Here is a 23,114-nt window from a genome sequence, read left to right on the forward strand (position 1 = left end):
TGGGAGCTCTTAAGCCGCGAGATATTCAGCTGCGAGATCTTCATCGGACGTACCCCGCGTTCTTCACCCGGACCAGGCCGTCGCCGTAGACGTCGATGCCCGCGACGTCCTTGCCGGCGACGACGTAGTTCTTCTGGCGGTAGAGGTAGATGAGGGCGTGCTGGTCGCGGGCGCGTTTGACCAGGTCGTCGTAGATGCGGGCGCGCTTGTCCTTGTCGAGTTCGGTGCGGCCGCGCTCGACGAGGTCGTCCATCCGGGGGTCGGCGATGCCGTAGGTGTTCATCGCGGCCCGGGACTTGAGGAAGCTGGCGATGTTGCCGTCCGGGTCGAGCCGTCCCGACCAGCCGCTCAGATACGCCTGGTAGTTGCCCGCGTCGGTCTCCTCCAGCATCGTGGCGTACTCGGTGGGCCGCAGGGATACCGCAAAGCCGGCCTCCTTCGCCATGGCCTGGATGACCTGGCCGACGCGGCCCGACTCGGGCGTCGTGGAGACCTTGAGCTCCACCGGCACCGGCGCCTTCACCCCGGCGGCGGCCAGCAGCCGCTTGGCCTTCGGCACGTCCCGCCCGGGACAGTCGGCCGGGTCGGGGCCCGGGGCGACGGCGGACTGGGGGGAGACGGGGCCGCAGGCCGGCTCGTACATGCCCTGGAAGACGACCTCGTTGAGCACGGCCCGGTCGAGGGAGAGCTCGAATGCCTCCCGTACGCGGACGTCCCGGGCGATGGCGGTGTCGATCCGGCCGGGTTTCGCGCCGAGGCCGCGGACGTTGCCGATGTTCAGGCCGAGGCCCTGGTAGCCGAGCGAGGGTGAGTTGAACAGCTGCAGGTCGTCGTCCTCGGCCGAGTTGCGCACCTCGACCGGGGTCATCTGGTCGCCGATCTGGAGGTCGCCGGAGCGCAGGTTGGCGAGCCGGACATTGCCGTCGGGGATGGGCTTGTAGACGACCTCGTCGAGGTGGACCTGGCGGGCGTCGTAGTAGTGGGAGTCCTTGGTGAGGACGATGCGGTTGCCGCCGACGCGCTCCTTGTAGCGGAAGGGCCCGACGCAGGAGGGGTTGCCGCCGAAGTTCTTGCCGTACTTCTTCAGCGCGGCCGGCGACATCACCATGCCGGCCCGGTCGGCGAGCACGGCCGTCAGCGGCTCGTAGGGCTGCTTCAGCTTCAGCTCCACCTCGTACGGGCCGGTGGCCCGCGCGCTCTTCAGCGGTGCGAGCTCGGTGGCGCGGGCGGAGCCGGCGAGGTCGCGGTGGCGCAGCAGGGAGGTGACGACGGCCTTGGCATTGAGGCGGGTGCCGTCGCTGAACTCGGCGTCCCGGCGGACGGGGAAGGAGACGGTCCGGCCGCCGTCGGATATCTCAGGGAGCGCGGTGGCGAGTTGGGGCGTGAGCTCGCCTTTGCGGTCGACGTCGTAGAGCTTCTCGCACATCGCCGCGAAGATCGTGCGGCCCACCAGGGTCTGCGCGACCGTGGGGTCGAGCTTGTCGGGATCGGAGGCAAGGGCGACGGTGAGCGTGCCACCGTCGCGCACCGGCCGGTCGTCGGACATCCGGACGCCGCCTATGTCTGTCGCCGCATCCTGCAGCGAGCCGCAGGCGGCCACCGTGGACAGCAGCGCCGCCGCTGTCAGGGCGAGGGCAGCGCGAGCACGACGCATCCAGGCCCACCTCCACCGGAGTTGTGTTCATGATGAATGGATACCGCGGACCGTATTTCGCATACAGTCGGCAAGGCAAGAGCGCCGTCCGGATCTTGAAGAGGCCGCTCAGATCAGCCCGGCGGCCGCCATTCCATTTGTGACCATGCGGGCGACTTCGGTGGCGCCGAGCGGCGTGACGTGGATGTCGTCCGGCATGAAGGCCGCCCTGCTGCCCTCGGGCCCCATGCGCTGCCACAGCGCCCGGCTTTCGGCCTGTACGTCGATCAGCGCGGCCCGCTCTTCGGCGGCCATGGCGCGTACCGCGTCCGCGTATCGGCCGTGCGTGGACAGGGCGGTGCCGTGCGGGCCGAAGCGGCGGCGCTCCACCGATGTGAGCAGCACCGGCACGGCGTCGGCTTTACGGGCGGCGGTGACCATGCGCAGCAAATTGCTGCGGTAGGTGGTGTCCGGGTCGGTGTAGCGGGTGGGGTCCTCGGTCTTCTGGTCGTTGTGCCCGAACTGGATCAGCACCAGGTCGCCGGGCCGTAGCGCGGCGACGAGCGCCGCCAGCCGTCCCTCCGCGATGAAGCTCAGCGAACTGCGCCCGTCACGCGCGTGATTGGCCACCTCCATGCCGCCGCCGATAACGCGGGGGAGTGCCACCCCCCACCCCGACATCGGCGCCGCGGACGCGGGCTTCGCGGCGGCGGTGGAGTCGCCTGCTATGTGCACCGTGCGAGGCGTCATCGCGGTCTTCCCGTCCCGGAGGGTGGTCATGGACGCGTCACTGTGCTTCCATTCCTGAACATGGCATACCAGAGGGATGCCAGCAGCATGCTAGCAGCGCGGCGCCCAGCGAAGGAGCCCGTCCCATGCGCCAGTTCAGCTCGTTACCGGCCGTCGTCGTGGTCCTCGCCGCCCTCGCGGCGCTGCTCGTCTCCGCCCCCGCGGCGGACGCGCGGTCCGCGCCGCCCGGGCTGCAGCCGCGCGGGCCCGCCGCGGCGGCCTGCACCGACACCCCACTGCGGATGACGTTCGACAAGCCCGTGCGCCTGGGCAGCAGCGGCCAGCTGCAGGTGCACCACGCCGACGGCACGCTGGTCGACGTCGTGGACCTGGGGGACCCCGGCACGTACCAGAAGAGCATCGGCGGGGCGCTGACCGACTATGGCGAGGTGCACCGCTGGTTCTACGAGCCGGTCGTGCTCGGCGGCGACGGCCGCAACGCCGCCATCTACCTGCACTATCCGCTCGACCCGGGCCAGGAGTACTACGTCACCCTCGACGAGGGCTTCTTCCGCGGGCAGCCGGCCATCGACGACCCGCAGGCCTGGCGCTTCACCACCCGCGACCACCCCGCGCCCGGATCCGGCCGCCTCACCGTCGACCAGGGCGGCGACGGGGACTTCTGCACCGTGCAGGGCGCCGTCGACTTCGTGCCGGAGCACAACACCAAGGACGTCCGCATCGACGTGGCGCCGGGCACGTACCGCGAGATCGTCTACGTCCCGCAAACCAAGCCGCACCTGAGCGTCCGCGGCAGCGGCGCGGGCCGTACCGTCATCGGCTATCCCAACAACAGCGTGCTCAACGGCGACGCCGCCATGTCCGACGTCCCGGCCCGGCAGAGCTACTGCCCGCGCCGCGTGCTCCCGCAGCCCGACCGCTTCAACTGCTGGCGCGCGGCCTTCGGCGTCGACGCCGACGACTTCCGGCTCGCGGACGCCACCATCCACAACACCACACCCAAGGGCGGCTCCCAGGCGGAGGCCTTCCGCGGCAACGGCGACAAGATCGTGCTGGACCGGGTCCGGGTGCTCAGCCACCAGGACAGCCTGCGGCTGCAGGGGCGGGCCTTCGTCACCGACAGCTATATCGAGGGCGACGTGGACTTCGTCTGGGGGACCGGCGGCGTCTTCGTCCAGGACACCGAGCTCAAGTCCCTCGGCACCGGATACGTCAGCCAGGTCCGTAATGCCGAGGACGGCCCCGGCAATGTCTTCCTCCGCACCAAGCTCACCCGCGCCGATGGCGTCCCCGACGGCAGCGTGCTGCTAGGCCGCATCGACGACCGCTTCCCCGGCAGCCAGGTGGCCTTCCTCGATACGCAGATGGACGCCCACATCGACGCCGTCGGGTGGGGTCTGACCGGCTTCGACTGCGCGGCGGGCGAGAAGCTGCGCTTCTGGGAGCACGGCAGCACCGACCTCGACGGCCGCCCGCTCGACGTCTCCGGCCGGCTGCCCTGCTCGCGCCAACTCGACGCCGCGGAGGCGGCGAAGTGGCGCGATCCGGCGACGCTGCTCGACGGCTGGGACCCGCGCTCGTGACCAGGCATTTCCGACAACGCTTCCTGGAAGGTGACTCAGCGCATGTCCGCGCTCTCCCGCAGAACCGTCCTCGGCGCCCTCGGTGCCGCCGCCACCGTCGGCGGCCTGTCCGCGCCGGCCTCAGCCGCCCCCGCCGCAGGGAAACCGCCCCGCGCCCGCCCGGTAGGCCCGGTGAACGCCGAGGTCGCCGCCGCGCACCCGCTCACGTACAAGGCGCTGCCCGAGGAGGTCGTCGGCGTAGACGTCGAGGAGCTGATGAAGGTCCACACGACCGACGACGTCAGCGACCTGCGCGCCGCCCTCGTACGGGAGGTGTGGAAGTCCGCAGACGGCAAGCTGCCCGGTGGCATGCCGGACGTGGCCAAGGGCGTCGAAGCCCCCGAGCTCCCCGCCTTCACCGGCGTCCGGCGCATCGACCGGCTGACGGTCCAGCTGCCGTACGGGCTCCGCTCGATCGCCTTCCTCCTGCTGCCGCGCGGCACCGGCCACGGCCGCCTCGCGCTCTACCACAACGGTCACGGCGAGGAGCCGAGCACCATGCAGCGCACCGCCCAGGCGCTGCTCGACGCCGGCTATCTCGTGCTGCTCTTCGCGATGCCGCTCTACCACTGGAACCCCAAGGAGCTGACCGACCCGGCCGACCCCTCCCGTACGGTCACGGTCGAATCCCACAACGACCTCGGGCCCTGGGAGACGGCGGACTTCTCGACCCTCCGCTTCTTCCTGGAGCCGCTCGCGGTCGCCCTCAACCACGTCCAGCGCGCCCACCAGCCGCCCTCCGTCCAGATGATCGGCCTGTCCGGCGGCGGCTGGGCCACGACCGTCTACCCGGCCCTCGACCCGCGCGTCACCCGCAGCTACCCGACCGCCGGCTCGCTCCCCTTCTTCCTGCGCTCCGCACCACCCAAGCCGAGCCCCACCACCGGCGACTGGGAGCAGCGCAAGGACCGCCACCCGGTCTTTTACGGGCTGACCGACTTCATGGATCTGTACGCGCTGGCCGCGACCGGCCGGCACCGGCGCCAGATGCAGATCCTCAACCGCTTCGACGAGTGCTGCTTCAACGCCGTGGGCCACCGCGCCTACGAGCCGGTGGTACGCCACCGCGTCCAGGTCATCGGGGACGGGCACTGGGAGCTGCTGGAGGACGCCACGCATGGCGACCACACCATCAGCCCGTACGCGCTGTCCGTCATCCTCTGGGACCTGGAGGTGGCCTGCGCCCACCAGCCGTAGGCACAGCTCACTTGGCGGGCAGCGGGACGAGCGCCTCGGTGGCGACGGCGGCGCCCGTCTCGAAGGACTCGTTCGCGGCGAGCCCGGTGACCAGGGCGAGGGCGCCGTCGACGGCGGTGGCGCGGGCGTCGTCGGCGGACCCGGACCCGGACTCGCCCGCGCCCCCGTCCGCCGGGCCGAACAGCGCCGACAGCATCCGCTCATCACCCCCGCCATGCCCGGCGTGGTCGTAATCCGGCAGCGCCACCTCCTCCGGCTCCTCCCACAGGCGCCGCAGCAGGATCCGCGGGCCGCCCGCATTGGCCATCGCCTTGTCGCCGTGGATGGCGCCCTTGCCCGACGAGGTCCGCAGCCGCCGCGGCTGCCAGCGGCTCTCCTCGACCTCCAGCTCCAGCCGGCCGCCGGTGCCGTTGAAGGCGACCCGGTAGCCCTCCCAGGGGGAGTAGGCGGTGAGGTGGTACGTCATCGAGGCCCCGGTGTCATAGCGGACCAGCACCGACATGTCGTCCTCGATGGTGATGTCGTCGCCGAAGACGTTGCGGTCGCGGAGGTAGCCGTCGTGGGTTTCGGCGTCGAGGTAGAGGGAGCGGAGGGCGTCGTTGTCGGCGAGCGGCAGCGCGAAAGGGTCATCGGCAGCCGCGGCGGCGCCGTGGGCGCGCTCGTACTCCCTGCGGTAGCCGGTGCGCTCGCCCGCGTCGCGGCCGTAGAACGCCAGCCTGCCCTGCCCGTACACCTGCTGCGGCCGGGCGCCGAGCCACCAGTTGACCAGGTCGAAGTGGTGGCTCGCCTTGTGCACCATCAGCCCGCCGCTCTTGTCCTTCTCGCGGTGCCAGCGGCGGAAGTAGTCCGCGCCGTGGCGGGTGTCGAGCAGCCACTCGAAGTGGACCGACAGCACGTCGCCGATGGCGCCGTCCGCGAGCAGGCGGCGGACCTCGGCGTGGACGGGGTTGTAGCGGTAGTTGAAGGCGACGGCGAGGTCGCCGCCCGTATCGGCGGCCGTCTGCATGATGCGGCGGCAGCGGGGCGCGTCCGTCGTCATCGGCTTCTCCGTCACCACCCGGCAGCCCGCCTGCAGCGCCGGGACGATGTACGCGTCGTGCAGCGAGTCCACGGTGGTGACCACCACCGTGCTTATGTCCTCGGCGCGCAGCCGCTTTTCGAATTCCTCTGGGGCCCAGGCCGCCGCCTCCGGCCGGCCCGCCTCTTTGAGCAGCTTCTGGTGGTGCGCGATCCGGGCCGGATTCGGGTCGCACAGCGCTGCCACGCTCAGCTGTGGGCGGCGGGCGAGCGCGTTGGTGAACATCTGGGCGCGGGAGCCGGTGCCCACCACGACCGCGCGGGCGGGTTCCGTGCTTGCTGCCATGCTTCAGGCCTCCTGGTGCTGGCCGTTGACGACCACGTCGTGCAGGGAAAGATCCGTTACCGATTCAAGCAGGATGTTCTGCGTGGCGGCGTCGAAGTCGAGCTCCGACAGCCGCACATCGCGCACGGGCGCCTGCGGGCGGGCGCGGATCCGTACGGGGTACTCGCACGGCCCGCGCATGGACCAGCGCGCCGCCGACAGCCGGGAGACGTCGGCGAAGCGCTCGCCGCCGGTGCCGCCGGCGTACTGGAAGGTGACCTCGAAGGGGACGTACGTCCAGCCGGGCGCGTCGACGTCGGTGACCCGGATGTCGCGTACGTAACCACCGCGCGTCGGCGTCGACTTGACGTTCAGGATCCAGCCGACGGACGCCTCGTCCAGCGCCGGATCGAGGGGTACGCGCAGCCGCCGGGCCAGCACATCGTGGACCCCGCCGCTCATCTCGCTGCCGATCGCCACCGCCGCGCCGCCGCTGAGATACGTGCAGTCCTCGATCAGGATGTTCCGCGAGGGCACGCCCACCCGCCAGCCGTCCTGATCGCGCCCCGACTTGATGGCGATGCAGTCGTCGTCCGTGGCGAAGGTGACGCGGCGGATGACGACGTTCGCGCACGAGTCGGGGTTGCAGCCATCGCTGTTCGGCCCGTGACTGGCGATGGTGACGTCGCGGACCACGATGTCGCGGCTGAGCACCGGGTGGATGTTCCAGAAGGGGGAGTTGCGCAGGGTCACGCCCTCGATCAGGACATTGCGGCAGGAGTGCGGCTGGATGAAGCTCGGGCGGAGGTAGTGGCCGGCGCCGAGGACCCGCTCGGCCAGCGGGACGCCGTCCGTGCCCCAGCGCTCCACCATCGCCCAGTCGTCGCGCTCGTGTGGCATACCAGGCTTCCAGCCGAACTGGCCGGAGCCCTTCCACGGCCACCAGTGCTCATTGCTGCCCTGGGCGTCCAGCACGCCGCCGCCGGTGACGGCGATGTCGTGGGCCTCGTAGGCGTAGATCAGCGGGGAGTAGTTGTGCACCTCGATGCCCTGCCAGCGGGTGCGTACGACCGGGAGATAGTCGGCCGGGTCGGTGCTGAACAGCACCGTGGCGCCCTCGGCGACATGCAGCTCTACGCCGCTGAGCAGGCGTATCGCCCCGGTCGCCCAGCGCCCGGCGGGCACCAGGACGCGCCCGCCGCCCGCGGCGTGGCAGGCCTCGATCGCGGCGCGGAAGGCGCCGGTGCAGTCGGTGCCGCCGTCGCCGATGGCGCCGTAGCCGAGGATGGGGAAGTGGGGGCCGGGTGGCGAGGCGGCCGCCGCCGTGGTGCTGGAGAGCGGGACGGCGGCGGCCGCAAGTGCGCTCAGACGCAAGGCGGTTCTACGGGTGGGACGGCTCATGCAAGCTCCTTCGAGCTGGAGTCGCGGTGGCATGCCAGAGGTATGCCACCATGCATGCTAGCCGCGAGCGCCCGCTTCCGTCATCACCTGCTTCGCCTCCTCGGGCCAGTCGTCGCGGTCGACGCCGTTCAGGTCGACGTTGTCGGTCCACGTGAAGTTGTACTCAGGGCCGCTCGGCGAGCGCTCCTCGCCGCCCGTCCGCCAGTTGCTGGTGAAGGTGCAGTCGAGGGTGTTGAAGATCTCCGCGCCCTCCTCGTCGGCGTTGACGTAGATGTAGCGGCTGCTGTCGAGGATCACGTTCTCCCGCACGTCGATATACCGCGACCCCTGGTCGATCAGCATCCCGAAGGTCTCCCGGCTGTCGTAGATGTAGTTGCGGTCGATGACCGTGCCGGGGCTGGCCGACAGCGTGTAGATGCTGCCGCCGTCGTGCATGCTGTTCTTCGTGTCGTAGATCAGGTTCTGGCTGACGCGGTTGTCGCGGGAGGTCGTTGGCGTGTCGTAGACCGGCTGGTATGCGTAGAGCCCGGCGTCCTTGTAGTACTGATTGCCGCCCGGGTCATTGATGCCCCAGCCCCAGCCGATGTCGATGCCGTCGTACGGGAGGTCCGTGAGCGTGTTGTGCGAGATGGTCGCCCGGGTCACGTACGTGGACAGGACCCCGGCGCTGTCGCGGTAGCTCTGCCCGACCCGGGTGATGGTGTTGTCCTTGATCGTGACATCGCGGTTCACCTTCCGCCGTTCCTTGGGGTGGTGGGCGTCGGGCTGGACGCCGCCGACGACGATGCCGGAGCCCGCCGTGTCGGAGATCGTGTTGCCGTGGATCCCGATGTCCGAGGTGCCGTAACCGACGCCGGTCGCATGCGCATTGGGGTCCATCCCAATACCCAGGGCTACGGAACCGAGCTGATCGAAGTCATTCCCGCGGAAGCTGACGCCGCTCGCCGCCGAGACCTGCACCGCCGCGGGCACCTGCCACCACTCGTTACGGGTCTCCTCGAACTCCGGGCAGCCGTCCTGGCAGCTGGTGAGGTAGTCGGCCGGCGGCTCGTACTCGCCGACGATGTGCGCGCCGCTCTGCTGGTCGGCGTACCCCCACTTCGAGCTCGGCCGCATCCAGGTGGTGTGCGAGAACTGCAGCCCGCGGAAGGCCAGCCCGCGCACCGGCCGCTCGTAACTCCCGCCGATCTCGACCAGCGTCTCCAGCTTCGGCAGCCGCACGTCGTGGTCGGCCATCGTCGTGCCTGACTCGGCCTGGTAGTAGACCTTGCCGCCGGGGGAGTCGAGATACCACTGGTCGGGGCCGTCGAGGAATTCGTAGGCGTTGACCAGGTAGAGCGCGCCCCGGTTGTACGGCGACTTGAGGGTGTCGTAGCCGAAGTTGTTGTTCTCCCAGGCCGGCTGCGCCATGCGGATCTCGCGGCCCGCGATGCTCTCGACCGGGGAGATCCGGTCGGTGAAGGACCCCATGCTCACCACCTCCAGGTCGGAGGGGTTACGCAGCTTGCTCAGGTCGCCGAACCGGTCGTCGCTGAGCGTCAGCCCGCGCTCGGTCCAGGTCAGATGCTCCCGGTCGTCCTTGTCGGCGGCGAGCTGCCGCTGGGTCTTCTCGGCGAGCTGCCCGTCCACGTACAGCTGCCGGGACTCGGTGCCCTTCGGGACGTCGGCGGCCCAGACGTTCTTCTTCCGGTCGTGCAGCTTCCAGCCGGTCAGCCGCTGCCCGCCCGACAGGACCGGGCGCTCGCCGGGCGCGGCGGTCCAGGTGACCGTGTGCCCGCCCGAGCCGCCGTCCGCGGCGCCGAAGCGGAGCGGCTTGTCCAGTTCGTACGTGCCGCCGTCCAGCACCACCCGCGTCTCACGGTCGCGGGCGTGCTTCCGGGCGAGGGCCTTCGCCGCCGGGATCGAGGTGACGGTGACATCGCCGTCCGGCGCCGCTTCGGGGCCGTGCGGGGCGATGACGATCGTGAAGGGTCGGGGGGACGCGCCGGCGGGAGCTGCCGAGGCGGTGGCGCCGAGTGCGGTCGTGGCCAGCAGGAGGGTGAGTCCGCTTGCGAGGTGGCGTCGCCAGGGTGGTCTGCTCCAGCGCCGGGGCATAGCAGCTCCTCACATGTCTGTTGACTGTCAGGTCAGATGTGTGACCGTAGTCCCGTGTTCTGAACGCGTCAACGAGTGCGGGGAGTTGGCGTAAGAGCGGCGCTACGCCGGCCGGCGGCGTGACCAGGCCGAGCGGATGTGTCCGGCCATCGCGGCCGATGCCCCCTCGGGGTCGCGGGCCAGCAGGCTCTCCAGTACGCGAGCGTGCTCGCCATTGGTGACGGTGACGTCCTCGACGCTGGGGTGGCCCTGATAGCGCTCGCTCGTGCGGGCCTTGCTGTGCACGGTGCTGACGATCGAGCGGGCCAGCCGATTGCCGCTCGCCGCCATGATCCGGTCGTGGAATTTCACATCCGTGCCGATGAAGGCCTGGGGCGTGCGGACCTCGGACTCCAGCTGATGGAACAGGCCCTTGATCTCCGCCAGATCGTCCTCCGTGGCGTGCACGGCGGCCAGCGCCGCCAGGTCCGACTCCAGCGAGATGCGGACGCTGACCAGCTCGTCGAGGATCGCGAGGTTCTCGTCGTGCCGCATCGCGGCCGCCAGCACGTCGGAGTCGAGGAGGTTCCACTCCGTGTCCGCGTTGACCACGGCGCCCACCCCGTGCCGTACGGACACCAGGCCCTTCGCCTCCAGCAGCTTCACGGCCTCGCGCACGGTGATGCGGCTGACCTCGAAGGTCTGCGAGAGCACCGCCTCGGACGGCAGCCCGGCGCGCGGCGGGACCTTGCCGGAGACTATGCCGTCCACCAGGGAGTCGACGACCAGTTGGGCAAGTCGGGTGCGGCGACGGGAGGCGGTCGGGACCTCCAGCTTGAACTCCACGCCGGCCTCCGGGGAGACGCTCACTGCGGGTCCTCCTCCTCGTAGCGGACTGCTGCCCGGCCAGTCTAGCCACGCGCTCCAATCTCTTGACAACAGACAACTGCTGACTGTGTGATCAGACATGCGCCTGTCAAACTTCCCACCGGTGAAGCGTCAGGAGAGACCCCTCATGCCGCAGGATCGACGGCACGCATCAACTCGCCGCTCAACGCCGTACATAGCCGCCGCGGCCGCATCTCTGCTCGTAGCAACGGCCAGTGCCTGCGGAGCCGCGGCGCCGGACGACGGGTCGGGCGGCAAGGCCGCACCCAGGCAACTGGTCGTCTGGGACTGGAAGTCCGGCGACGCCAACGCCAAGGAGTACTTCGAAAAGGCCGAGGCCGACTTCAAGAAGAAGCACCCGGACATCGAGGTCGAGTTCGTGGCCCAGCCGTACGACCACTACTACACGCTGCTCGGCACCGCCATCGAGTCGGGCAAGGGCCCGGACGTCGCGCTCTTCAACGGCGGCGCGCAGCTGCGCGAGCGGGCCGGCTCGCTCGTGGTCCTCGACGGCCACGTCCGGAAGCTGCGCGACCGGCTCACCGGCTGGGAGGCCTTCGAGGACAAGGGCGGCACCTACGCGGTCCCGGTCACCCTGCAGGGCTTCCCCTTCTACTACAACAAGGCCGTCTACAAGAAGGCCGGGCTCGACCCCGACGCCCCGCCGAAGACCCTCGACCAGCTGGTCAAGGTGTGCCAGGCCATCAAGAAGAGCGGCAGCAGCTGCTTCAGCCTCGGCAATAAGGAGGGGCTCGGCATCGAGTTCTTCCTGTCCGGTTTCGCGCCCGGCGTCTTCCCGCCGAAGCAGTACGACGCCTGGCTGGCGGGGGAGCGCGACTGGTCGTCGCCGGAGGTGCGGCAGATCTTCGAGCTGTGGGTGCGCGGGAAGAGGGAGGGCTGGTACAACGACGGCGTCAATTCGACCGCCACCTTCATGGACCAGTACTCGAAGTTCTCCGGCGGCGAGGGCGGCAATGTCATCGGGCTGCTGTCCGACACCGCCCACTGGAAGTCCTTCGGCAAATACCTCGGCAAGAACCTGGGCGTCTACGACCCGCCGCTGCTGTCGCCGAAGGTCGCGGAGTCCTTCCTGCCCGCCGAGGGCGGCATCGGATACGGGGTGCTGAAGCGGACGCCTGACGCCGACATCGCGTACGACCTGGTGCAGAGCCTGGCGAGCAGCGGCGCGCTGGAGTCCTTCGCGGACGGCACCGGCGCGATCGCGGCCGATACGACGGTCGAGCCGCCCGGCAAGGGCTCCTCCGTCGCGGGCGAGCTCGTCGCCTCGCTGAAGACGAGCAAGCCGCTGCTGCACACGGCCCTGTCCGCCAAGACCCTCGACCTGCTGCACCGGCTGTCGCAGGAGCTGCTGGGCGGCGATGTCTCGATCGACGCGGCGCTGGCGCAGCTCGGCAAGTCGGACCGGCAGACGAGCAAGTAGGAGTCCCCATGTCGCGACGCCGGTGGCGGGCCGAGGCGATCGGTCCGGTTGTGCTGCTCGGGCCCGCCCTCCTCGTCATCATCCTCATGCGAGTGGTGCCGCTGCTGCTCGGCGCGCAGTACTCGCTGACCGGGGACGGCGACCTGAACGGCGTCTTCATCGGCCTCGACAACTACCGGGAGCTCGCCGACGACCCGGTCTTCCGCAGCGCCGTAAAGAACGTCGGTCTTCTCTTCGCCGCGCTGCCGGTGGTGGTCGCGGTGCCGGGGCTGCTGGCGACCTTCCTCTTCCTCAAGGTCCCGGGCTACCGCTTCTACCGCAGCGTCTACTTCTTCCCGGTCGTGCTCTCGCCGGTCATCGTCGGCGCGATCTTCAACATCCTGCTCGCCTACGACGGGCCGCTGAACCGCCTCCTGGAGTCCGCCGGCATGGGCTCCGTCGACTGGCTCGGGGACTCGAAGACCGCCATGTTCACCGTGGTCGCCGTGCACACCTGGGCGACCTTCGGCATGGCGCTGGTGATCTTCATGGCCGGGTTCTCGACGCTCGACCAGTCGCTCCTCGACGCCGCGCGGGTCGACGGGGCCGGCCTGCTGCAGACGCTGCGGCATGTGATCATCCCGGAGCTCAGCCAGACCATCCAGTTCGTCTTCGTGACCACCATGATCGGGATGCTGACCGGGATGTTCGGCCTGCTGTACATCATGACCGCGGGCGGCCCTGGCTCGGCCACGTACCTCCCCGAGCTCTACATCTGGGTCGAGCAGGGGCAGATGAACCGGCCCGCGCTCGCCTCCGCCGCCTCGATGGTGCTGTTCGCGGTGATGCTCGTGGTCGGCCTGCTGCAGATCCGCCTCATCAAGCGCGCGACAAAGGAGGCTTCCTAATGCTGTTGTCAAGCGGCGAGCGTGACTGGCGGCGTGACTTGGTAGCACCTTCGGTCTCGGATGAGGGCCCACAGCACGTTGACGCGCCGGCGGGCGAGCGCGAGGACGGCCTGGACGTGGCTCTTGCCCTCGGCTCGCTTGCGGTCGTAGAACCGTTTGGAGTTGGGATCGCTCCAGGAGCTGACCAGCGCGGAGGTATAGAAGACGCGCTGCAGGCGCCGGTGGTAGCGCTGAGGGCGCCGCAGGTTGCCGCTGGTCTTGCCGGAGTCATGCGGGGCGGGAGCGACGCCACCGAAGGCCGCGAGGCGGTCCGCGGTGGGGAAGCCGTCCAGGCTGCCGCCGATGGCGACCAGGAACTCGGCACCGAGCTTGGGCCCCATGCCCGGCATGCTCAAGATGACCTCGGCGAGTTCGTGCTCGCGAAACCGGCCCTCGATGAGCTTGTCGATCTCGGCGATCTTCTCGTTGAGGGCCATCACCTCCCTCGCCAAGGTGTGCACCATCTTCGCGATGACCTTCTCTCCGGCCACGGCGGTGTGTTGGCGTGCGGCGGCCTCCACGGCCGCTTTGGCGAGGCTTTCGGCGCCGCGGACCTTGCGGTTGCGCAGCCAGGTGGTCAGCCGGCTGACGCCGATGCGGCGCAGGGAGGCGGGTGTCTGGTAGCCGGTGAGAAGGACCAGCGGCCCGGCGTTGGTGAGTTCCAGGGCACGTTCGAGTGCGGGGAACATGCTCAGCAGGGTGCCCCGCAGACGGTTGATGGTTCGGGTGCGGTCGGCGACCAGGTCGGTGCGGTGGCTGGTGTGCAGCCGCAGCTCGATCGTGGTCTCGTCGTCGGGCCGGATCGTTTGGAGGTCACGGCGCATGCGTGCCTGGTCGGCGATGATCCTGGCGTCGCGGGCGTCGGTCTTGCCCTCGCCCCGGTAGGTGTCGGCCGCTCGGTTGACCATGCGGCCTGGGATGTAGAGCAGCTCCTGCATGTGGTTGACCAGGACTGCGATCAGCAGACCCGGTTCACCGCCGGTCATGTCCATCGCCCACGTCACCTCGCGGCCGTCGGCGAGGTCGAGGACATCGCCCATGAGCTGGAGGAGTTCCTGCTCGTCGTTGGCCACCCTGCGCGACAGCAAGGTCTTGCCGTCGGTGTCCATGGCGACGCAGTGGTGGTGGGTCTTGCCGCAGTCGATCCCGGCCCATATCCGGCTCATCGTGCTCCCGAAGTCGTTCCTGTCTGGCGTACCACGGACGACCTCGCCGGCATTGCCCTACACAGCGACCTTGTCGCACTTCCTAATCGGCGGCCGAGTCGTCGTGGGGAGCGGGGCGGCCAAGCCTCTTCAGCCTCGAACGGCAGCCAGCCTGAGAGCCACACCCCGCCCCCCTGGGTGCCACAACCCTACGAATGGCTGGGGTTCACCCGTGATCTGGAAGGTAGGGCCGCCTGATATGCGGCGTACGGACGTGAGCCGCTGGGCGGTCGCGGTGCCGATGTTCGGGCTCGCCGTCGCCACGGTCTATCCGGTGCTGTTCACCGGCAACGTGGCGATGAAGACCCAGCGCGAATACACCCTCGACCGGCTCTCCCTCGCCGACCGGCTATCCGGCGACGCGATCAGCGACGCCTGGAGCGGCTCGGGTCTCGGCCGGTACGTCTTCAACACGACGGTGGTGACAGCCGGGAGCGTCGCCCTGCTGCTCCTCCTCGGCTCCATGGCGGGCTTCGCGCTCAGCCGCCTGACCTTCCGCGGCCGCAAGACCCTCTTCCTGGTCTGCCTCGGCACCCTCATGATCCCGTTCCAGGTGATCATGGTGCCGCTCTCCCGGGTGCTCGGCCAGCTCGGCCTGCTCGACACCCACGCGGGGCTGATCCTGGCGTACACCGGCCAGTTTCTCCCGTTCACGATCTTCCTCATGACCAGCTATTACGCCCGTATCCCCAAGGAGATCGTCGAGGCGGCGCGGGTCGAGGGCTGCGGCACGCTCGGCGTCTACCGGCGGATCATGGTGCCGCTCGGCCGCCCGGCGCTGCTCTCCGCGGGCATCCTCAACGCGCTCTTCTGCTGGAACGACGTGCTGATCGCGCTGCTGGTCATGCAGTCCGAGGACAACCGGACCCTGATGGTCGGCGTCACCGCGCTCCGCGGCCAGTACTCCGACAACATCCCGCTGTTCGCCGGCGGCGTGCTGATCGCCGCGCTGCCCGTGCTGCTCCTTTATCTCTTCTTCCAGCGGCAGATCACCGATGGCGTCACTGCCGGCGCCACGAAGGGGTAGGCGTGCGCGTTACGGGATACCGAACCCTGACCACCGTGCACCGGTGGGGCCGGCCGATCGGGGACGCCAACGGCTCCGTCGCCTCCGGCGTGACGCGGGTGCCGCTGGTGCTGCTGACCACCGACACCGGCCACACCGGCGTCGGCCTCGGCTCGTACGAACATGTGGCGGACCTCTTCCCGGTCCTCGACGGGCAGGATCCGCGGTCCGTCGGCGCGCTCTACGACGGCATGCTCGCGCAGGTCTTCAAGGCGGGCCACGCGGGTGCCGTCTTCGGGACCATCGGCGCGCTCGACATGGCGCTGTGGGACCTGAAGGCGAAGGCCGCGGGCGAGCCGCTCTGGCGGCTGCTGGGCGCCGCGGACCGGGTGGTGCCCGGGTATGCCTCCGGCCTCGACGGCCCACTCGGCGACGCCGAACTGGCCGGGCTGCAGCAGCAGTTCGCCGAGCGCGGCTTCACCGCGGTCAAGGTCAAGGGCGGCCTCGACCCGGTCGCGGACATCCGGCGGCTGCGGCTGGTCAGCGACGTGTACGCGGCGTCGGCCGGCCGCCCGCCGGCGCTGATGCTCGACGCCAACGAGACGTGGTCACGCAAGGAGGCGGTGCGCCATGTGGCACGGATCGAGGACGCCCTCGACCTGGTCTGGATCGAGGAGCCGGTGCGGCGCTGGGACGTCGAGGGCCTCGCGCGGGTCTCGCAGTCGGTCAGGGCAGCGGTCGCGACGGGGGAGAACCTCACCGGGCTCGAGCAGTTCCGGCCGCTGCTCCGGGCCGACGCCGTCGACATCGTGCAGGCCGGCAGCGTCTGGGGCATCACCCACTTCCTGCGGGTGGCGAACCTGGCGCACGCCTTCGACCTGCCGGTCAGCCCCGTCGGCTACTGCGCCAACCCGGTGGCGCATGCCGCGGCGGCCGCACCGAACCACCTGGCGATCGAGGTCCAGGACCTCGGCTTCCCCGACGGCCTCGCCGTCGACCAGTCCTTCGAGGACGGGCAGGTGGTGCTCGGGTACGAACCCGGCCTCGGCATCGCCGTCGACGAGGAGGCCGTACGGAAGGTCGCCGGCGCCGCGGACAGCGGCGCGGGGCAGGGGCCGCATGTGCGGCCGGCGCGGGCGGGGCGGCGGATGGTCGCGTCGCTGCGTATCGACGAGGCGGTGGACTGAGGCGGTGCCGCGGACTGACGCGGGGCCGCGGACTGCAGCGGGGCTTCGGACTGACCCGGACCCGCTGCTACGGGCGCCCCGGGTGCTCGCGGTGATACCGCGACGCCTCGCCCGCCGCATGCGCGGCGAACATCCGCCCCGCGACGTCCGCGTCACCGGACTCCAGCGCCGCCAGCAGCTCGGCGTGATAGTCGGCCATCGCCCGCCAGTCGCCGCCGTAGCGCGGATTGCCCAGCACATGCAGCCCCCACATGCTGGACTCGATCATCCGCCACAGCCGGGCCAGCGCCGCATTGCCCGCCGCCTCGCACACGTGCCGGTGAAAGCACATGTCGGCGTCCCGGAAGGCGCCGATGTCGCCGCGGTCGGCGGCGGCGCGCAGCTCGGCCACGTCGTCGGCGATCAGCCGCGCGTGCTCGGGGGCGAGGGACTGCGCCACCTTGCGGGCCGCGTACTCCTCGAACATCACCCGGATGTCCCGTACTTCCTGCGCCTGCTGCTCCGATATCCGGGCCACATACGTGCCGCGGTGCGGCTGCGTGAGCACCAGGCCCTCGTGCGCCAGCCGCTTGATCGCCTCCCGGGCGGGGGCCTGGCTGGTGCCGACCCGGCGGGCGACGTCGGACTCCACGAGACGGTCGCCGGGGAGGAGTTCGCCGCCGACGATCCAGTCGCGCAGCAGCGCGTAGACGTGATCGGAAAGCAGCTGGCGCGGCAGCTGCTCGGCGAGCGGGACCTCGCCCGACACCGGTGCTACGGGTGCGGGTACGGGCCCGGCGGCCTGCGGCTCCGCCTGCCGCAGCCGGCGCTCCTGCTCCTGCCAGATGCGGGCGACGGTGGACTGCGACAGGCCGAGGGTCTGGGACAGCGCCCGGGTGGACGGCACGGTCGCGCCGCCGCTCCGGGACTGCTCGACGACCCCGGCGATGTGGTCCTCCGCCTCCTGCCGGGTGCTGCTGCGCGGGCGGCCGGAGCGCGGCGCGTCGCTCAACCCCGCGACGCCGCGGCTGAGATACCGCTCCCGCCACTTCGCCACCGTCGCCGGGCTGACCTGAAGCCGCCGGGCGATGTCGGCGTTGGCGAGGCCGTCGGCGCAGGCGAGCACGATCCGGCTGCGCAGCTGCATGGCCACGGAGGAGCCCGCCGCGAAGTCGCGCAGGGTCGCCCGGTCCTCCTCGCTCAGCCGCGGGAACCTCGGCAGATCACGGATGGTCACGGGGACGAACACCTCCGAAGATGCAGGTACTTATGACTCGACAGCGCGGCCGAGCCGCCGCACTGTCATCAACTTTCCCTTGCTGTCACACGCCTTGACGGGTGCATCCGTCACGAACATATTAACAATCGTTGCTCGATGATTGACCCGTTAAACCGTAATCAGGGTGCTCGCCAAGGAGGAACCAATGCGTCAGCGGCGGACGGCGAAGGTGTGGGCGGGCGGCGCGGCGGCGGTGCTCGTCGCCGGGCTCACGGGGTGCGGCTCCGGCGGCTTCTCGGACGACGGCTCGGCGGACGACGACAAGGGCGGCACCGTCCGGATGCTCGTCAACATCACCCCCAACCTCACCAAGGAGTACTGGAATCAGCTGGTCAAGCCGTTCGAGCAGGCGCACGACGGCGTGGACGTGAAGATCGAGGCGCCGAGCGGCAAGGGCGTCGCCGACACCCTGCAGCAGCAGCTCGCCGCGGGCGACGCGCCCGATGTCGTGGAGACGCTCATGGTCGACAAGGTGCTGGCGCCCAAGATGCTGGACCTCACCGGAAAGCCATGGGTGAAGGACACCCCGCTGGTCAAGGAGGCCGCGCTCGACGGGAAGGTATACAACGTCGGCGTCGGCGAGCAGGCGCAGTCGCTCGTCTTCTACAACAAGAAGGCCTTCGCGAAGGCGGGCATCGACACCCCGCCCACCACGCTCGACGAACTCACCGCCGCGATGGGCAAGCTGAAGAAGGCCGGCTATCTGCCGCTGCAGACCTCCGGCGAGTTCGTCACCGGCCTGCAGCTGCTGCAGCTCACCGACCCGTCCCTCGCCCAGCGGCACCCGAACTGGTATCAGGACGTGGCATCCGGCAAGACCACCGTCGGCAAGTCGATGCTGCCGCACCTGAAGCGCTACGACACGTGGCTGAAGCGCGGCTACGTAGACAAGAACGCGATGGGCCTCAAGAACGCCGACGGCGAGACCAGCTTCCTCGGCGGCAAGTCGGCGATGTACGTGATGGGCAGCTGGTTCACCGCCTCCGAAAAGGCCGCCAAGGACAAGGACTTCGAGGTCGGCGTCTTCCCCGCGCCCGTCGAGAAGGGCCAGGACCACCCCGGCCCGCAGGGCGCGACGATGGCCGCCCCGTACATGATCCTCAAGAACGCCAAGGAGCAGAAGCTCGCGCTCGAACTGGTCGAGTGGCTCGTCACCGACAAGAAGGCGATCGCCAGCCAGCTCCAGCAGGACGGTAACTTCCGCCGCGGCTTCGACCGCAAGTTCACGCCGCTGGAGAAGGACATCCAGCAGATCCTGGAGAAGGCCCCCGCCGGGGTGGCCCAGGGCGAGGGTTACGGCGACAACACGCTGCCGCGCGGCTTCAACTCCGCCTTCAACACCGAAGTGCAGGGCCTGTACACCGGCAGGTCGCCGGAGCAGGTCGCCGAGGCCGTGGACCGGTGGGTGAAGTCCCACTCATGAGCGCGATACGCAGCAGCAGCACCCGCACCACACCCCGCACCCGCTCGCTCCGGGACAGCCTCACCACCCTCGTGATGGTCGGCCCCGCCACCATCCTCTACACGGTGATGCTCGTCATCCCGGTCGGCCTAGCCTGCTACCTCAGCCTGACCGACTGGGACGGCTTCAGCGCCAGCCCGGCCATCGTCGGCGGCGCCAACTACAGCGAACTGGCCGGCGACCCGGCGCTGCGCCGCGCGGTCACGGTCACCCTGCTGCTGGCGGCGGCCGGGACCGTAGGCCTGAACGTCCTCGGCCTCGGCTTCGCCCTCCTCCTCAACGGCCGCGCGCGGGCCAACTCCTTCTTCCGCATGGTGCTGTTCTACCCGCACGTCCTCAGCGCCCTGGTCGTCGGCTTCCTGTGGAGCGCGATCCTCGGCTCGACCGGCGCGGTGAACAACTTCGTCACCTCCCACGGCGGCGAGGTGCTGCCCTTCCTGTCCGACCCGGACTGGGCGGTGGCGACCATGACCGGCGTCGTCATCTGGGCGGCCTTCGGCGTCAACGTCGTGCTGTACCTGGCCGGTCTCCAGGCCGTGCCGCACTCGCTGATCGAGGCCGCCAAGATCGACGGCGCGACCCGCTGGCAGGTCTTCCGTAACGTCACCCTCCCGGCCCTCGGCCCCTCGGTGACCATCAACCTCGTCCTGTCGCTGGTCACCCTGCTCAAGACGTACGACCTGGTGGTCTCGCTGACCGCCGGCGGTCCCGCCGGACAGACCCAGACGATCGCCTACCTCATCCTCTGGAACTCCTTCCACGACGGCCGCCTCGGCCTCGGCTCGGCCCAGTCGGTGGTGCTCATGCTCGTCACTGCCGCGCTGGCCCTCGCCGTGACCCGGTTGCGGCGGCGCGGAGAGACGGCGGTGTACTCATGACGCTGACGGTCCAGGCGGTGCCCGAGAACACCACTGGCAGCCCACGGAAGGCGGCGAAGGCCCCGGACAAGAAGCGCAGGAACGGCCGCTGGCTGCGCCTCGGCTTCCTCTCCCTCGTCTCCCTGATCATGCTCGTCCCGCTGTACGTGCTGGCGGTCAACGCCTTCAAGCCGCAGCAGGAGATCCTCTCCAACCCCTTCGGCCTGCCCCTCGACGGCATGACCTTCTCGTACGTCGCGGACGTGCTGCGCGGCGGCGAGTTCAACATCATCCGCGGCTACGGCGTCACCATCCTCTTCGTCGTCCTGGTCAACGTCCTGTCCGTGGGGCTGGCCGGCCCGGCCGCGTACGTCATCGCCCGCAGCTCGCGGCGCCGCTACCGGGCGCTGATGCTCTTCTTCCTGGCGGGCACCTTCATCCCCAGCCAGGTGCTGGTGATCCCGGTCGTGTACGTACTGAAGACGCTCGGCCTCATGGGCACGGTGCGCGGCTTCGTCGCCTTCGAGACGGTGCTCACGCTGCCGTTCTCGATCTTCCTGTACGCCGGCTACATCGCCACCATCCCGCGCGAGCTCGACCAGGCGGCGGCGGTCGACGGCGCCGGACGGATCCGGACCTTCTGGCGGATCATCTTCCCGCTGATGCGGCCGGTGGTCGCCACGATGGTCATCCTCAACACCTTCTCGGTGTGGAACGACTTCGTGAACCCGCAGATCATCCTCGGCCCCGGCAGCGGGTTGTACACCGTCACCACCGGCGTGTACGCGGCCGTCAGCCAGTACCAGACCGACTACACCGTCGTCTTCCCGACGCTCCTGCTGGCCATCGCGCCGCTGCTCGTCTTCTTCGTCTTCATGCAGCGGCACATCATCAGCGGCCTCACGGCCGGGGCGTCGAAGGGCTGAGCCATGGACACTCCACGCATCACCGCCACCGTCCCCGTCGGCCCCCCGCCCGCCTGGGCCGTGCTGCAGCGCCGGCTCTTCGCCGTACTCGACGAGGCGTGGCGGGCCTTCGCCGACCGGTACTGCGCGCCCGACGGCAGCCTCCTGTACGAAGGCCCCACCGAGGCCCGCGACGGCGCCGACGACTTCTACGAGGCCTTCTTCAACTGGCCGGTCCTCTACCAGCTCGGCGGCGGCGACGACCTCCTGGACGCCGCCAAGCACCACTGGCAAGGGGTGACCAGGCAACTCACCGAACTCGGCTATGTCACCGACGAATTCGAGCGCGGCTACGACTGGTTCCACATGGGCGAGTCGCTGCTCCTCTTCTACGGGATCTGCGCCGCCGACCCCGCCGACGCCGACTTCGAGCGCCGCGCCCACCGCTTCGCCGAGCTCTACCTGCCGGGCGCGGACGCCGCGAACTACGACCCGGACGCCCGGATCATCCGCGCCCCCCACAACGGTGCAGGGGGTCCCCGCTACGGCGTCAACGAGGAGTGGGCGGCCGGCTTCGGCGCCGACCTCGCCTCCATGCGCCCGTACGGCCTGCCGCTCCAGGACCTCCCCGCCATCACGACCTGGGAAGACCTCGAGGACCCCGCCAACGCCGCCCGCATGGGCGCCGCCATGGACGAACGCCTCGGCCGCGGCGACACCGCCATCAACCTCGCCGCGACCAGCCTCGCCGCCAACGCCTGGCTGTACGGGCACGACGACCGCTACCGCGACTGGGCGCTGTCGTACATCGCCGCCTGGCAGCGCAGGGCCGACGCCAACGACGGCATCCTGCCCGACAACACCGGCCCCTCAGGCCGCGTCGGCGAGCTGCACGACGGCCGCTGGTACGGCGGCAGCTACGGCTGGTCATGGCCGCACGGCATCTACAGCGTCGGCACCGCGGCCGCCGTCGCCGCCGTCAACACCGTCCTGCTCACCGGCGCCACCGACGGCCTCGGCATCGGCCGCGGCCCCCTCGACCTCGTCGCCCGGCACGCGATCACCGGACCCGTAGCGGGTACGGAGATGAGCACCGCCGACCGCTGGCACGCCGAGCTCGGCGACGAGGTCGACCGGCCCACCCTGCTCGTACCCAACCGGCACGCCGACGGCGGCTGGTTCGACTACCAGCCACCGCAGCTCGGCCTGTCGGCATGGCTGTGGCAGGCCGGTGGCGCCGCCGAGGACGCCGAGCGCCTCGACCGGCTGCGCAAGGCCAGCGGCTACGACTGGCGGACGGTGCGCCCCTTCCGTAACAAGGAGGAGGCCGGACACGAGGCGCCCTGGCTGGAATACCTCCGGGGCGCGAACCCCGGCTACCCGGAGGCGATGCTGGCCGCCGCCCTCGCCCAGGTCGAGCGGCGCATGGCCCTCATCGACGCCGACACCGCCGGCCCCGCCGACCTCAACATCCACCACTGGCAGCGCCACAACCCCGTGGTCACCGAGGCGCTGCTGCAGCTGACCGCCGGCACCCCGCAGGTGCTCTACAACGGCGGCCTGCTGCCGCTGCGCATCGCGTACGAAGACGCGCGGCGCGGCCGCCCCGGGCTGCCGCCGGACGTCGCCGCCCTCGTAGACGAGGCGGGACCCGACCGGGTGTGCGTCCAGCTGGTGCACACCGGGCTCAAAGGCCCAAGACGCGTCGTCGTACGGGCCGGCTCCTTCGGCGAGCACCGCATCGACTCCGTACGCGCGGATGCCCTCGACCCGACCGGCCCCGCCTACCCCGGCGACCCGCGCTCGTACGCCGCCCCCACCCCCGCCACCACCACCCGCGAGCTGCCCGTCGGCGGCCCGCGGCTGGAGGTGGAGCTGCCGCCCGGCCGGTGCATCCGGCTGGAGCTGCGCCTGACCCCGCGCGCCTACCGCGCCGCCCACCACAGGAGCCGAATGTGAGG

At 70.3% G+C, this 23,114-nt stretch carries 18 protein-coding genes; 10 read left to right on the forward strand and 8 right to left on the reverse strand.

Annotation, left to right across the window (positions count from 1 at the left end):
* Nucleotides 1-40 precede the first annotated feature (40 nt).
* Complete coding sequence (locus tag ACNNMR_RS36560; RefSeq protein ID WP_419998992.1) at nt 41-1,654, reverse strand: ABC transporter substrate-binding protein; 1,614 nt, start codon at nt 1,652-1,654, stop codon at nt 41-43.
* Between the two features lie 108 nt (nt 1,655-1,762).
* Nucleotides 1,763-2,413: a rhamnogalacturonan acetylesterase gene (locus ACNNMR_RS36565; protein ID WP_419998993.1), complete on the reverse strand. Its 651-nt coding sequence runs from the start codon at nt 2,411-2,413 to the stop codon at nt 1,763-1,765.
* A gap of 95 nt (nt 2,414-2,508) precedes the next feature.
* Between ACNNMR_RS36565 and ACNNMR_RS36570 the strand changes: the two genes are divergently transcribed.
* Both ACNNMR_RS36570 and ACNNMR_RS36575 read left to right on the forward strand, forming a co-directional pair.
* Nucleotides 2,509-3,966 carry a pectinesterase family protein gene (locus ACNNMR_RS36570; protein ID WP_419998994.1) on the forward strand — a complete coding sequence of 486 codons (1,458 nt, stop codon included), beginning with the start codon at nt 2,509-2,511 and terminating at the stop codon, nt 3,964-3,966.
* 42 nt (nt 3,967-4,008) lie between these two features.
* Nucleotides 4,009-5,202, forward strand: coding sequence for a hypothetical protein (locus ACNNMR_RS36575; protein ID WP_419998995.1), 1,194 nt, complete (start codon nt 4,009-4,011; stop codon nt 5,200-5,202).
* Between the two features lie 7 nt (nt 5,203-5,209).
* Here ACNNMR_RS36575 and ACNNMR_RS36580 read toward each other — a convergent pair whose 3' ends face one another.
* The 4 genes from ACNNMR_RS36580 to ACNNMR_RS36595 all read right to left on the reverse strand — a co-directional run bounded on the left by ACNNMR_RS36580 (nt 5,210) and on the right by ACNNMR_RS36595 (nt 10,888).
* Complete coding sequence (locus ACNNMR_RS36580) at nt 5,210-6,565, reverse strand: Gfo/Idh/MocA family protein (RefSeq protein WP_419998996.1); 1,356 nt, start codon at nt 6,563-6,565, stop codon at nt 5,210-5,212.
* Nucleotides 6,566-6,568: 3 nt separating this feature from the next.
* Nucleotides 6,569-7,918 carry a glycoside hydrolase family 28 protein gene (locus ACNNMR_RS36585; RefSeq protein WP_419998997.1) on the reverse strand — a complete coding sequence of 450 codons (1,350 nt, stop codon included), beginning with the start codon at nt 7,916-7,918 and terminating at the stop codon, nt 6,569-6,571.
* A gap of 84 nt (nt 7,919-8,002) precedes the next feature.
* Nucleotides 8,003-10,039, reverse strand: coding sequence for a right-handed parallel beta-helix repeat-containing protein (locus ACNNMR_RS36590; protein WP_419998998.1), 2,037 nt, complete (start codon nt 10,037-10,039; stop codon nt 8,003-8,005).
* Between the two features lie 102 nt (nt 10,040-10,141).
* Nucleotides 10,142-10,888: a FadR/GntR family transcriptional regulator gene (locus ACNNMR_RS36595; RefSeq protein ID WP_419998999.1), complete on the reverse strand. Its 747-nt coding sequence runs from the start codon at nt 10,886-10,888 to the stop codon at nt 10,142-10,144.
* 145 nt (nt 10,889-11,033) lie between these two features.
* Between ACNNMR_RS36595 and ACNNMR_RS36600 the strand changes: the two genes are divergently transcribed.
* Nucleotides 11,034-12,347, forward strand: a complete 1,314-nt coding sequence (locus tag ACNNMR_RS36600; RefSeq protein WP_419999000.1) for an ABC transporter substrate-binding protein — start codon at nt 11,034-11,036, stop codon at nt 12,345-12,347.
* A gap of 8 nt (nt 12,348-12,355) precedes the next feature.
* Nucleotides 12,356-13,234 carry a carbohydrate ABC transporter permease gene (locus ACNNMR_RS36605; RefSeq protein ID WP_419999001.1) on the forward strand — a complete coding sequence of 293 codons (879 nt, stop codon included), beginning with the start codon at nt 12,356-12,358 and terminating at the stop codon, nt 13,232-13,234.
* An 8-nt stretch (nt 13,235-13,242) separates the two neighbouring features.
* Here ACNNMR_RS36605 and ACNNMR_RS36610 read toward each other — a convergent pair whose 3' ends face one another.
* Nucleotides 13,243-14,439, reverse strand: a complete 1,197-nt coding sequence (locus ACNNMR_RS36610) for an IS110 family transposase (protein WP_419999002.1) — start codon at nt 14,437-14,439, stop codon at nt 13,243-13,245.
* A gap of 211 nt (nt 14,440-14,650) precedes the next feature.
* Between ACNNMR_RS36610 and ACNNMR_RS36615 the strand changes: the two genes are divergently transcribed.
* Nucleotides 14,651-15,505, forward strand: coding sequence for a carbohydrate ABC transporter permease (locus tag ACNNMR_RS36615; protein WP_419999003.1), 855 nt, complete (start codon nt 14,651-14,653; stop codon nt 15,503-15,505).
* Nucleotides 15,506-15,507: 2 nt separating this feature from the next.
* Nucleotides 15,508-16,671, forward strand: a complete 1,164-nt coding sequence (locus tag ACNNMR_RS36620) for a mandelate racemase/muconate lactonizing enzyme family protein (protein ID WP_419999004.1) — start codon at nt 15,508-15,510, stop codon at nt 16,669-16,671.
* A 67-nt stretch (nt 16,672-16,738) separates the two neighbouring features.
* On the opposite strand, the gene ACNNMR_RS36625 is transcribed toward ACNNMR_RS36620, so the two are convergent.
* Nucleotides 16,739-17,887: an FCD domain-containing protein gene (locus ACNNMR_RS36625; protein ID WP_419999005.1), complete on the reverse strand. Its 1,149-nt coding sequence runs from the start codon at nt 17,885-17,887 to the stop codon at nt 16,739-16,741.
* A 187-nt stretch (nt 17,888-18,074) separates the two neighbouring features.
* On the opposite strand from ACNNMR_RS36625, the gene ACNNMR_RS36630 reads away from it, so the two are divergent.
* From ACNNMR_RS36630 to ACNNMR_RS36645, 4 genes are read left to right on the forward strand one after another with little or no spacing between them, the layout of a single operon-like run.
* Complete coding sequence (locus ACNNMR_RS36630) at nt 18,075-19,352, forward strand: ABC transporter substrate-binding protein (RefSeq protein ID WP_419999006.1); 1,278 nt, start codon at nt 18,075-18,077, stop codon at nt 19,350-19,352.
* On the forward strand, nt 19,349-20,269 hold the full coding sequence (locus ACNNMR_RS36635; protein WP_419999007.1) for a carbohydrate ABC transporter permease: 921 nt from the start codon (nt 19,349-19,351) through the stop codon (nt 20,267-20,269). The genes ACNNMR_RS36630 and ACNNMR_RS36635 overlap by 4 nt, the downstream gene beginning before the upstream one ends.
* Complete coding sequence (locus ACNNMR_RS36640; protein ID WP_419999008.1) at nt 20,266-21,174, forward strand: carbohydrate ABC transporter permease; 909 nt, start codon at nt 20,266-20,268, stop codon at nt 21,172-21,174. Before ACNNMR_RS36635 ends, ACNNMR_RS36640 begins: the two co-directional genes overlap by 4 nt.
* A gap of 3 nt (nt 21,175-21,177) precedes the next feature.
* Entirely contained in the window at nt 21,178-23,112 is a 1,935-nt protein-coding gene (locus ACNNMR_RS36645) for a hypothetical protein (RefSeq protein WP_419999009.1), read from the forward strand.
* Nucleotides 23,113-23,114 lie beyond the last annotated feature (2 nt).

Origin of the sequence: Streptomyces boninensis, from assembly GCF_048572725.1 — a bacterium.
GTDB lineage: Bacteria > Actinomycetota > Actinomycetes > Streptomycetales > Streptomycetaceae > Streptomyces > Streptomyces boninensis.